Genomic DNA, 11,868 nt, shown 5'->3' on the forward strand with positions numbered 1-11,868 from the left:
GTTTTTATAGGATTTTCACCATGCAGACACGCCATCAAGACCGCTCCGCCTATTTTGAAGAAACAGCCACCTCCTGCCGCAATTATTATCTGCCTTATATTGAACAGCATACGTCTTTGAAATTCGGTCGTAAGTGCCGGGTAATGGAGGTCGGTTGCGGCATTGGCGGCATCCTTTCTATTTTTGCGGCAAAGGGGGCCACGGTAACAGGAATAGATATTCATAAACCGTCAATCGAAACCGCAAAGACACTTTTCGCCGAAAGGGGGTTGAAAGGGACGTTTATCTGTTCGGACATTTTCGATTACAGCGACACACAACCTTACGACCTGATTATCCTGCACGATGCGTTGGAGCATATTCCCGAAAAAGAGCGGTTGATGTTGCATTTAAAATCCTTTTTGAAAGCTGACGGCCTTTTGTATCTGGGATTCCCCGCATGGCAAATGCCGTTCGGGGGACATCAGCAAATGGCGAAGAACCGGATTATCGCCAATTGTCCTTACATCCACCTGTTGCCCCGATCTCTTTTCCGTTTGGTGTTCAGGGCATGCGGCGAAAAGGAAAGTACTGTGAAATGTTTTTTTGAAATTCGGGATACGCGCATCACTATCGAGGGTTTCCATAAATTAGTAACGGCAACGGGATTACGTATAGTGAATCAGCGGCTATATTTCATAAACCCGAATTATCAAGTGAAATTCGGATTGAAACCGCGCATACTATCTCCAGTTATCGGGAAAATACCTTATGTGAGAAATTTTTTCACGACGACCTGCTACTATCTGCTGGCAAAGCAGGAGGAGGCTAATTAATCTCCAGATCGAGCGATATTTTCGCTTCGCTCGGAACAAACGGAACCAACTGCGCTACACGCCATTTCGGGGCTTCGGTGGTGTCGTTCAGCAGAAAAGTTACGGAATATATATATTGAGCATCCGCCTTTACAAAGTTTTTTTTGACGCTTTCGATTCCGTTTGTGGCCTGTCCTGCAACCAAAAGGAGCGTGTTCTTTTCGAAGTCTATATCTTCGGGCAATTTGTCGTTGGGAAATATAAAATCCGCCAGTTCCGCTTGGCTGCGAATCACGATCAGTTGATTGGCGGGCGTTTCAGCCCAGTTCCAAAGAGGATTCAGCGTATAATCGGCGCAGGACAAAGTAGTAGCGTTTCCCTGCGTATTATCATCTGGGGTATCAGTCTTTGTTTGATTCATCTCCACGGACGTACAACCCGTCACGGTAAACAGAGCCATTGCGATAAGACAAATGATCTTTTTCATAGCTTTGGTTTTTCAGTTTGACGATCAAATAGCGTTCCCGATTTTTATTTCGGCACAGCATCCTTGCGCATATCGTCTGAAATATAAGGTATTCATTTACAAAGATAAGAATTTTGGATAAGAAACAAACTATTTAAATAAAAAGCCGGACTTTATGGCTCCTGTTTGACATTATTATAGCGACTTCCACATAACGAAAACAACTGCGTCAATCAATCCTCTTCCTTTCGAAGGATTCGACATTGACATTGAAAATACGCCCTTCATATCTGATGCTCGACATCATATATCCCGTAATGTGAGGCATGCCGTGATTAAAATGAATGATGCAACCCTGTGAACATATCATATAATTTTTAATACATCTATATCCCTTACTTATGTGATCTCCGTTTTTTTCGCCGTTGTATCAGCCGTTGCTGTTCTTCATAAGCCCGCGTGTCGGCCAAATCCAATACCGTATCGACAATGCCAGAAATAGGATTGGCGGCATGGTTTTGCTCTTCGTGTTTCTGTTCCGCTTGTCGTTCTGCAACCTGCCGCACCTCTTTCGGAGCCGGATACAATTCGTTGAAGACATTCGCCGAAAACTCTTTGCCCAATACCGACCCGTTGGCAACGATACCTTTGTTATGGTCAATGAAAGTCACGCCATAGATTCTGCCGACCGGGTTGATGCGAAAGATCGCGTCGATGTTCTCCGCTTTGAGCAACTGCCGAAACTCGTCCCGTGTATTGTTCGGACTCATAGCATCTTTGACCGTTTGCCGCAGCTGGTCGAGTGTGCCTTCTTTTTTCAGTTTTATTTTCGAGTTTTCATAATACCTTTGAAGGGCTTTATAACCTACATCTTTCCCTATTTTGCTCGATTTGAACGGCGTGCCGATTCCATATCCGTCGTCGGTCAGGGCACCGTAGATAATCCCCGCATAATTTCTGCCGTCGATAGTTCCCGTACGTTCTTCGACCGAAATATTGAAGCGTTCCAGCAGCGTGCGAAACTCTCCGTAGGACGAGCATTTGTAATTTCGCAGGCACGACCGGACGACGGACGAGATCCGTTGCTTGACATTCCCCTCGGGATAATTCACTTTCCGCAGGCCCTCCCTGTCCGTCAGTTCCTGCCCCTTGACACTCGGCTGCAGGCCGTATTTACACTCCAGATCACGCAATATCTCCATCGAACGTCGGGCCTCGAAATCATGCGGGAGTTTGCGGCCCTGCTCATCGACGCGCAGCGACACGATATGGAGATGCTCTCTGGAAATGTCCTTGTGCTTGAAAACGATATAAGGCTGTTCGCCGTAACCCATGCGTTCCATGTACTCACAGGCGATTTTCCGGAGCTGTTCGTCTGTCAGCCTGTCCTCCGGTGAAGGGTTCAGCGAGGCATGGAAAACCGTGTTCGTAGTCCTGCGGTTGGCTTCGAGGTACGGCATGAAGCTCTCCATGCAGACGTCAATATCAAGGCGTCCGCATTTATCGTATGGTTCGAGCATCTTCTGCCAAAGCAGCACCTCGGCTTCATCCTTATCCACTTTCTCCTTATTGTAGTATAACGCTCCACCGGGCGAGGAGCCCGATCTTATATTCGCAACCATTCCTTAGCCTGTTTTGTGAGGTTCAGAATCTCGATGCTCAGGGCCTTCAACTCGCGGGTTCGCTGCTCCAGCATAGCGATCTGATGCGGGATAGCAACGTTAGAAAAGTGCGCGTTGATGGCTTTTACAATCTGGTTATAGTTGTTCCCGAGCTTTTGAAATTGGAAATAAAAGTCATTCAGACGGGCAATAAACTGCACTTTCGAAGGGTCGCGTTTAACGACAACGAACTCCTCGCCGAAGATGCGTTTTACGATAAATCGGCTGCGGTTATGCTCCAATCCCGCCTTACAAAGCATCTGCTTAAAGCGGATATTCTCTTCCGTGGTGAGTTTGAAATTATACCTGTGGACTCTGGGATCTGTCGTTGTCGGGCGTCCGATCCTCTTTTTCGTGGTTGTCATCAGTCTGGTAGTTTAAGTGGCGTGACTCGGGAACGCCACCCGGCCTCGCAGAGCGAGCACCTTTCGTATGCCGAAAAACTTTTCGGCATACAAAGGTACAGCTCGCTGTTTCTTTGCAGAAACAAAAATCCGCGCCGGAGAATTTCTATCGAAAGTTTGAAAACTCCTCCGTTACGGCTTCCGGGGACGGGTCGGTTCCCGGTGCAATATTACAACCGTCCGGGCGCAAAAAAAAGCCATCGGTGCGGACTGGAGCGGTCGTGAGCGGACATCGGAACCGAGGTATTTCTGTCGGTTGTATCTTGCAGCATGAAAGGTCGGTTTTCTTATTCCGGTCATTATCCCGATATAAACCGCATGAAACGGAAAACGGTATTTTGAATGGTTTAAAACATAAAACCGGACATACACGCTTTACGACAGTATAGCTAACAATCAATCTCAAAAACGTTGCACCATGGATTCATTGAAAGAAACAGACAAACCTGCACCCAATCCTTCTAAACATCCCCGTATCGAAGTCGACGAGGAGCTGATGCGTCAGATGATCGCCGGACAGGCCCCTTTGGATTCGAAAGTCGTCCGCAGGATTCCCGAACCGGAAGAGGAAGATACGGACACTCCTGAGGGAAACACATCGGAAACGGTATCCGGAGTATCGGCACCGACTGCTGAAAAAACAGACGTCGGCACCCAAACGACTCCCGTAAAGGAGTCTTCCGGATTCCGGCGTAAAAAGATCGCGCTGCCGGATTTCGAACGCACGTTCTTCGCGTCGGTGGATTGCCGTAACCGCTCGGCGATCTATGTCAGTACCCGAACCAAGCACAAAGTGTCGGAAATACTCCACCTGTTGGGTGATGACACGACAAGGCTTACGGCTTTGGCCGACAATATGCTGCGCTTCGTAATCGCAATTTACAGCGACGAGCTGAATTATCTCCACGAAAAAAAGAACAACAGACGACCGTTTTGAACAGGCAATGCAATGACCGGTTACTTCGGGCTTCTGATATGCGTGCTGCGGAGCAGCCGCCCGTTGGGTAGCGTCCGGGGCGCAGAAAGTCGCCTATTCCGACGGTAGCGGCCAGCAAAATGCCGGAGATGGAAATCCGCAAGGCTCGCCTTTCGGGCGATTCGCATGGCCTTGCGGATTTTCAGCTCCGGTGTTTAATTCCCTGCCGGCGGAAATAGGGAATATTAGATATACGATATTCCGGGATAACGCCGGGTTATTGCGCAATCTTGAAGACGCTGTCGAGTTTTTCGCTCAACGCCGCCATATCCTGCCCGATTTTGTCATTGGTAATTTGGGCGTAGATTTGGGTCGTGGTGATATGTTTATGTCCCAGCATCTTGCTGACCGTTTCCAGAGGTACGCCCTGCGTAAGCGTGACCGTTGTGGCAAAGGTATGCCGCGCCATGTGGATCGTCGGGTTGAACGACAGACCAGCATGTCTGGCAACATGACGTAACGACATGTTCAGTGTTTTATAAGTGCCTTTAAGCGGAAAAACCTTCTTGCTTGTGCGATATGTATCCTTATAACGCTTGTAGAGCATTTCAGCGACGGGAAGGAGCTTGACACGGAACTGCGTACCTGTCTTTTGCCGTTTGTCGATGATCCAATGATCCCCGTTGTCGTCCGTGTGAATATCGGCGTGAGTCAGCTTTGCAACGTCCGAATGGCTCAGGCCCGTAAAGGCGCAGAAAACGAAGACATCCCGGTTGATGCCTGTTCGGTAGTTGGGAAGTTCGACGTCCATGACGGCCTGCAATTCCGAAGCGGACAAATAGCGTCGTTCGGCGTATTGGGGTCTGACATGGAACCCCGCGAAAGGATCGACAGAAATCCAGCCGTTCTTATACGCCGTGTAGGTCATCAGACGCAGTTTCTTGACTCCGGCACAGATCGTCCCGGAAGCAAGCCCCTTTACCGTAGAGAGGTAGACGACGAACTTTTCGATAAAATCCCGCTTCAGCTCTTTGAAAGGAATGTCCTTGACGTGGTATTCGTATTCGAGGAAAGCGGCGAGACGCCTGCGACGCAGACAGTAATCCTCGTAGGTGGAATAGGCGCGGTCTTTGCCCACACGTTTGAGAAAGCCTGCGAGGTATTCGTCAAAAGTCTGCAACAGCAGGCGGCAGTCGTCACCCATACCGAGGAAGGCGTTGCGAACCTTTTCGGCCGTGACATACGAATCACGGTCGCAGAGGCGTTGGTATTGCTTGCCGATATTGGTCTTGATATTTTCCAGCTTCTCGTTGATGCGCTGCGATTCGAGGCTCTTACCTGCCGCCTTGTTCGCTTTGGCATCCCAGAGAGAAGAACGAACGGTGAGTTTGCAGCTGAACTGCGACATCGTGCCGTTGATGGTGATACGGCCCATAATGGGAACCTGACCCGATTTCTCGGCTTGCCTTTTCACATAGAAAAGGACTTTGAAAGTGCTGCGTTGCATAATAACTTGAACTTTTGGATGGGTTAAACGTAAATGTCAAGTTATTTGTTATGCGGAAATTCGATGCAACGAACTGAAAACAAATGCCTTAAATGCAAATCAAAGCATTTCGGGCAGGTAACGGATAAGTAACATAACTTACCGTCAAACCTGCCCGATTCTGCAATTTTATTGCTCGGAACACACGCAGAACAAAGAATTAAATACCTGTAAACAAGATATTTACTATTTTCTGCATATTCGATTACCTACAACACCCCGGCTCTAATGGATGCAACCAATTTATGCAATGCACTCAGAATGGAATTTGAAGGGGTCTTTGAAAGCAAGATTCCTTTGGATGCTTTTCCTGCCAAAATTCAAGATATGATATTGGCTTTAGCACGGCAAGAAAATTATTCCATTGAGTACATGATGGCTTCTCTTTTGGTGGCAGTATCAACCGCTATTGGCAACGCTGTCAATATCCGTATTCGTGGTGGATGGATTAGTAATTCTGCCCTTTATATGATATTGGTAGGTCGTCCCGGAATGGGTAAAACTCCACCTCTGGATTTCGCATTCCGTCCCATCCGAAAGCATGATGCTAAAATCATCAAACAATTCAAATTGGATATGGAGCATTATAATAGCTTGGTTGAAAACGGCAAAGCTAAAAAAGACAACTCCTCTCCACTACCAGACAAACCTATTTTACGAAGAACTATCATATCCGATTTTACTCCGGAGGCTTTAATGCGTGCGCTTGATGATAATCAACGAGGTATCGTGGTATATGTAGATGAAATCATGGGAATGTTTAATGCCGTGAATCAATATAGTAAAGGGCAACTTATTGAGCAACTATTGACCGCCTTCAGCGGAAAACCGCTGGATATTTCAAGGTGTAGTATGCCTATACCGATTCATATAGAACACCCCTTTATAAATATAGTCGGTACAATGCAAACAACTCGTATGCACGAACTAATAGAGAAAGGTTATAAAGACAATGGGTTGATAGATAGGATAATTTTTGTATATCCATCCTCACAAGAAATTTCTGATTGGCAATTGGATGAAGATTCATCCTCCGCATCTTTTGATAAATACTCTGCTATGTGGGAATCTATCATTAACAAAGTAATTAGCTTACCTTTTACAGAGACAGAGGATAATGGATTAACACAAAAAATATTGGACTTTTCTTCGGAAGCCAAAGCCTTTTTTACAAACTGGCGTAACGAGGCGATTCGAGCTGTCAATCAAATCCAAGATGATGGACTCGTGGATAGCAGAGTGATTAAGGCTCCTATGATTACTGCTCGTTTGGCTTTAGTCTTGCAAATTCTTCGTTGGGCTTGTGATGAAGTCCACAAGGATTTTGTAGATATAGACTCAGCCAAATCAGCTATTGCATTGAGTGAATACTTTGAGAACTGTTACGTCAACATCCAGAAATATATGTTGAGAGAGAGCGTTGAACCACAAAAGAGAGAATTGCTTGATTGCCTTTCCGCAAATTTTACTACTGCCGATGCTCTTCAAGCCGGGAAAGAAGTGGGGCTGTCTGAACGGTCAGTAATGTATTCGTTGGTCAATCTTGCTACGAATAAGATTATCAAGAAGGTAAAGCGAGGTGAATATGAGAAACTGCAATAAACGATACCTTTTGCACTTTGCAGTTGTTGCAGTTTGCATATTGTCCCATATAACTTTCTGCAAAACTGCAATAAGTGCAAACTGCACGGACTGCAATAACAAAACGATGAAGTATGACTGAATATAGATTTTCTCTTCAAAAATATAAACGAGGTACAAAGCTATCATGTCCGAAGTGTGGAAAGAAGCAATGCTTTGTCAGGTATATAGATAGTCAAGGAGAAATAACCTTTCCTGATTATGTGGGTAGATGTGACCATGAACAATCTTGTCAATACCATTACACTCCATCAGATTATTTCCATGATAATCCAATGTTGGCGGACAGCAATAAGAATAGTTTTGTTGAAGTTCGCAAATCCCAACCATACTTGCCACCTCCCATTTCTTTTATTGACAAAGAACTAATGGAACGAACTCTTACTAACTACGGTATGAATCCATTGTACATTTACCTGTCAGGGATATTGGGCAAAGACGAGACTTCTCGGATATTCCAACTATATCATATTGGCACATCAAAGAAGTGGGGCGGTTCTACTGTCTATTGGCAAATTGATTGGCAGGGTAATGTACGAACAGGGAAGATAATGTTGTACGATGCAGAAACAGGACATCGGACAAAAGAGCCAAGAAGTTATGTTAGTTGGGTACATACAGAGCTGAATCTCCCAAACTACAATTTGAAGCAATGTTTGTTTGGCGAACATCTGTTGTCTGAGATTCCGACTAAACCAGTAGCTATTGTGGAAAGTGAAAAATCTGCTTTGGTAGCTACCCATTATATGCCGGAGTTTATATGGTTGGCAACAGGTGGAATACACGGATGCTTCAATTCTGACGTGGTAAGTGTGTTGAAAGGTCGGTCAGTTATGCTATGCCCGGATTTGGGTGCAAGAGAGGTTTGGCAAACCAAGATGGCTTTACTCATTTCCGTATGTTCTAAAGTTGTATTGAGTGATAGTTTGGAACAATGCGCCACAGACGAACAGCGCAAGAACGGACTTGATATTGCGGATTTCTTATTGATGACTGAAACACCTGCGATGATACTTCAAAAGATGATAAAGCGAAATCCAAACCTACAAACTTTGATTGACTACTTGCATTTGGAACTGGTAGATTCCGGTTAGTGATGTGTTTTTGGAGAAGCCAAACTAAGGGGAAAGTAAAACTATTGATTATCCAAATAGATATAGGTGACAATAGCCACTCTTAAAGTTGACAGACAAATGGCATAGTTCGGACAAAGACAATGCTTGCATTTAAGATATGTAATGCCCCATTTTTAATGGGTATTCTATGCAAGAAGTACCACCGTCCGACAAAATAGTTTCACTCATTTGTCGTCTTGGAGGCTTCTTGCATTACTCGCAGGCTCGCAATGGATAGAACACTTTTAGAAATAAATTCCAGTTATAAACGCTTATGAATATACAACAAGACAATAGCAAACAGAATGCTCGTACTCGTCATATAGACATTCGTTTGACTCAAAAAGAGTATGAAGCGATAGTAGAAAAAGCAGCCGAATGTGGACTGACACTTAGCAACTACGGACGAAGATTATTGCAAAATCACCATCCAAACAAACGACTTTCAGACAAGGAAGTACAAGGATTGAACTCTTTATCGGATGCACGAGCCGACCTTATCCGCATTCAGAATGTACTCAAAAGTAAACCTGATGAGATTAAAAAACGATACTTCCGAGATGAAGATTATATGCGTGCTTGGATAGAAGCAGTAAATAGGCTTATTGTCCGATGGGGACAAATACGAGATAGTATAAATCAAATTTGAAATTATGATAGCACAAGGAAACGCAATTTCTCATGGAGCACGAGCTATTGAGTATTCCATAGATAAAGACAAAGCCCGGCTCGTTAAGGTGAATGACTTGCCGGAAAATATAGAACCTTTGGCTATGTGGTCACGAATGATGCAACACCAGCATCAATGTATGAAGGACAGATATAATCCGAAACCCATAACGCTGAACGCACTGCGCTTTGAGATTTCTCCAGCCAAAGAAGAATCGGCAGGGTGGACAATGACGGATTGGCAGAATTTGGCGGATGAGTTTATCGCCGTGCTTGATAGCATTGACAGAAGATGTGGCAAACCAGATAGTCATCTTAAACCGACCAATATCAAAAATAGCCAGTATGTTGTTTCACTACACACTGACAGCAAAAGTGGCATCCCTCACTTGCACATTGTGGCTAACCGTATAGACAATATGGGCAAAACAAACGATGCGCACTATATTGGTGAACGTGCCGTTCATGCTGCCAACATCATCAATGAGAGACGTGGCTGGGTGCAATCCGTGCAACGTCGTGATGAGAATATTCAGCAAATCAGTGAAGACTGCATCGCCATTTTGAAAGCTATGCCAGAATTTGATTGGGAAACTTATTGCCAGATGTTAAACGCCAAAGGGTATGATATTAAGTTGACAAAAGACGATGAGGGAGTGGTTAAAGGCTATGCTATACGAAAAGGAAATTCCATTTATAAATCTTCAATATTGGGTAAAAGTCGAAAATTAATGCCATCAAAAATTGAAGCGACTTGGGCTGGATTACATGCTTCTAAGGAACAAATTCCCATTCAACCAACAGAAACAGAAGCACAAACAAAGGCACATAATAATAAAGAAGTGGTTATTCTGTCAAATCCTATAACTCATCACTATTCCATGTCTGTAGATGGAGAGCAATTTGAGGTTGATATACCAGATATGGTTAAGTCTGTCTTTGACGAAGAGTTTGGAAGCCTTGATGAAGAAGTCAAACAGACCAATTTATTCAAAGTTGCCGCCTTACTATTTGCCGGATATTTGGATGCTGCCACTTCTATGGCGGCTTCAAGCGGAGGTGGTGGCAGTCCCGGTGATGGATGGGGCAAAGATAAGGACGATGATGAGCGTAACTGGGCTATTCGTTGTGCAAAAATGGCAAAATGGCTCTGTAAGCCGATTAAGCGTAGCAGGGGTAGATAGTATTTCATTTATAATCACATAGAACCATGCGTAAAAGTAAATATGACCAATCTCCTTTACCAGTGCAGGGTAGTAAGTGCATAGATAAAGATGATAACATTAGCAAAATTGAAAATCGTGTTGATTTTGAAACCGAGCTTGTAAATCTCACGAATCAGATTAAGGACATCAAAGATGTTATCCAAGAATTGAGACAGATAAAAGCATTTGTAGATGCTTCAGTGTTAACTTTTGAAGAATCGGCACAGGTTCTCAATGCTGCTGTAAAAACATTTGACAATATCTCTGATACTATTTGCCATGCAATTATTCAGACGGAGAATACTGTTATAAATGTCAAACTTAGCGATGAGGATAAGGCTGTTCTTGCTGAATATCGCCATAGATTGATTGAGGCAGAAAAATCTTTATTTGAGAAGCAGATAACAGAATTGAAGGCACTTCATACTAATCACTGGAAAGAAGTCTATAAATATGTAAAATCTGACACTTCGTTTTCTCTTAATGGCAGGATAGCCAAATGTGCCATTGTCGGATTCTGGATATTGTATGCGTATTTTTGTTTGACACTGGGAGGATTGATAATTTATATGAAGTTCTTTTAGAGGAATTTGGAAGGATGGGCTGACCAACCTTCCAAATACATCACCATGTTATGACCTTATCAACAATCTCTTGTTGTTCGGCACTGCTACGCCTCAAATAAATGCGAGTGGTCTCAATGCTTTCATGTCCCATCAGGTCAGCAAGCAAAGAAATATCGTTGAACTTCTCCAAAAAATTCTTGGCAAAGCGATGGCGAAACGAATGAGGATAAACCACCTTCTCATTCAAACCATATTTTGTGGCATAGTTTTTTAACTGCTGCGCAATACCTCTGGTGGTGATACGCTCGCCAAAGCGATTGAGGAATAGATAACCGCTTGTACGATTGGTACTATTGAGCCACTCCGTAGCTTCCTTGCGGAGTGATTTAGGAATATAGATACGGCGTATCTTGCCACCTTTGGTATAGATGTCAAAATAACCTATCTGCACGTGTTCCACCTTCATTTGTATAAGTTCACTGACTCTTGCACCTGTGGCTGCGAGAAAACGAACAACGAAATACCATTCTTGGTTTTCTTCTTTTTTTAGTTTGTTTTTCAGAAAAGCGTAGTCGGCATTGCTGATTACATTTTCTAGATAACTACGCTGTTGTACCTTGACAGATTTTAATCTCAAACGAGATTTATTCATATAGTCAAGATACTTGTTCATTGCCTGAATACGTAGATTTACAGTTTTAGGCTTGAACTTCTCAATGAGATAAGTTTTATACACAAGCAAATTACGCTTGTTCAGTTCCTTGTGACGAGAATAATACTCTTTTACGGCATAGTGGTAAGCTGCAATCGTATTCTCCGCCATATTCCCTTGACGAAGATACGTTTCAAAATTTTCAATGTTCATGTCTAATACATTATTGGTTA

12 protein-coding genes are annotated in these 11,868 nt (G+C 43.9%); 7 read left to right on the top strand and 5 right to left on the bottom strand.

What is annotated here, in order from left to right:
* Window positions 1–20 precede the first annotated feature (20 nt).
* Window positions 21–815 carry a class I SAM-dependent methyltransferase gene (locus ACESTR_RS04730; RefSeq protein WP_227042946.1) on the top strand — a complete coding sequence of 265 codons (795 nt, stop codon included), beginning with the start codon at window positions 21–23 and terminating at the stop codon, window positions 813–815.
* On the opposite strand, the gene ACESTR_RS04735 is transcribed toward ACESTR_RS04730, so the two are convergent.
* The 3 genes from ACESTR_RS04735 to ACESTR_RS04745 form a co-directional block, all read right to left on the bottom strand.
* Complete coding sequence (locus ACESTR_RS04735) at window positions 808–1,281, bottom strand: hypothetical protein (RefSeq protein WP_018695192.1); 474 nt, start codon at window positions 1,279–1,281, stop codon at window positions 808–810. The two genes, ACESTR_RS04730 and ACESTR_RS04735, sit on opposite strands and share 8 nt — an antisense overlap.
* A gap of 374 nt (window positions 1,282–1,655) precedes the next feature.
* Window positions 1,656–2,882: a conjugal transfer protein MobB gene (gene mobB / locus ACESTR_RS04740; protein WP_019150830.1), complete on the bottom strand. Its 1,227-nt coding sequence runs from the start codon at window positions 2,880–2,882 to the stop codon at window positions 1,656–1,658.
* Complete coding sequence (locus ACESTR_RS04745) at window positions 2,867–3,286, bottom strand: mobilization protein (RefSeq protein ID WP_373178898.1); 420 nt, start codon at window positions 3,284–3,286, stop codon at window positions 2,867–2,869. Before ACESTR_RS04745 ends, mobB begins: the two co-directional genes overlap by 16 nt.
* Window positions 3,287–3,743: 457 nt before the next feature.
* Here ACESTR_RS04745 and ACESTR_RS04750 point away from each other — a divergent pair, with 457 nt between their 5' ends.
* Window positions 3,744–4,262 (top strand): DUF3408 domain-containing protein, encoded by a 519-nt coding sequence (locus tag ACESTR_RS04750; RefSeq protein WP_018695195.1) that lies wholly within the window; start codon window positions 3,744–3,746, stop codon window positions 4,260–4,262.
* 256 nt (window positions 4,263–4,518) lie between these two features.
* Here ACESTR_RS04750 and ACESTR_RS04755 read toward each other — a convergent pair whose 3' ends face one another.
* On the bottom strand, window positions 4,519–5,748 hold the full coding sequence (locus ACESTR_RS04755) for a site-specific integrase (protein WP_019150828.1): 1,230 nt from the start codon (window positions 5,746–5,748) through the stop codon (window positions 4,519–4,521).
* Between the two features lie 267 nt (window positions 5,749–6,015).
* Here ACESTR_RS04755 and ACESTR_RS04760 point away from each other — a divergent pair, with 267 nt between their 5' ends.
* The 5 genes from ACESTR_RS04760 (at window position 6,016) to ACESTR_RS04780 (ending at window position 11,001) form a co-directional block, all read left to right on the top strand.
* Window positions 6,016–7,389: a DUF3987 domain-containing protein gene (locus ACESTR_RS04760; protein ID WP_016272810.1), complete on the top strand. Its 1,374-nt coding sequence runs from the start codon at window positions 6,016–6,018 to the stop codon at window positions 7,387–7,389.
* A gap of 113 nt (window positions 7,390–7,502) precedes the next feature.
* Complete coding sequence (locus ACESTR_RS04765) at window positions 7,503–8,522, top strand: DUF6371 domain-containing protein (RefSeq protein ID WP_016272809.1); 1,020 nt, start codon at window positions 7,503–7,505, stop codon at window positions 8,520–8,522.
* Window positions 8,523–8,817: 295 nt separating this feature from the next.
* Entirely contained in the window at window positions 8,818–9,192 is a 375-nt protein-coding gene (locus tag ACESTR_RS04770) for a plasmid mobilization protein (protein ID WP_016272808.1), read from the top strand.
* A 4-nt stretch (window positions 9,193–9,196) separates the two neighbouring features.
* Entirely contained in the window at window positions 9,197–10,396 is a 1,200-nt protein-coding gene (locus ACESTR_RS04775) for a relaxase/mobilization nuclease domain-containing protein (protein WP_016272807.1), read from the top strand.
* A 26-nt stretch (window positions 10,397–10,422) separates the two neighbouring features.
* On the top strand, window positions 10,423–11,001 hold the full coding sequence (locus ACESTR_RS04780; protein WP_016272806.1) for a hypothetical protein: 579 nt from the start codon (window positions 10,423–10,425) through the stop codon (window positions 10,999–11,001).
* A 40-nt stretch (window positions 11,002–11,041) separates the two neighbouring features.
* Here the strand turns inward: ACESTR_RS04780 and ACESTR_RS04785 are convergent, their stop codons facing one another.
* The gene (locus ACESTR_RS04785; RefSeq protein ID WP_032600157.1) at window positions 11,042–11,848 is read right to left on the bottom strand and encodes a tyrosine-type recombinase/integrase; all 807 of its coding nucleotides are present in this window, start codon (window positions 11,846–11,848) and stop codon (window positions 11,042–11,044) included.
* Window positions 11,849–11,868: the final 20 nt, after the last annotated feature.

This window comes from Alistipes sp. DJF_B185, from assembly GCF_964250025.1.
In the GTDB taxonomy this organism is placed as follows: Bacteria; Bacteroidota; Bacteroidia; order Bacteroidales; family Rikenellaceae; genus Alistipes; species Alistipes finegoldii.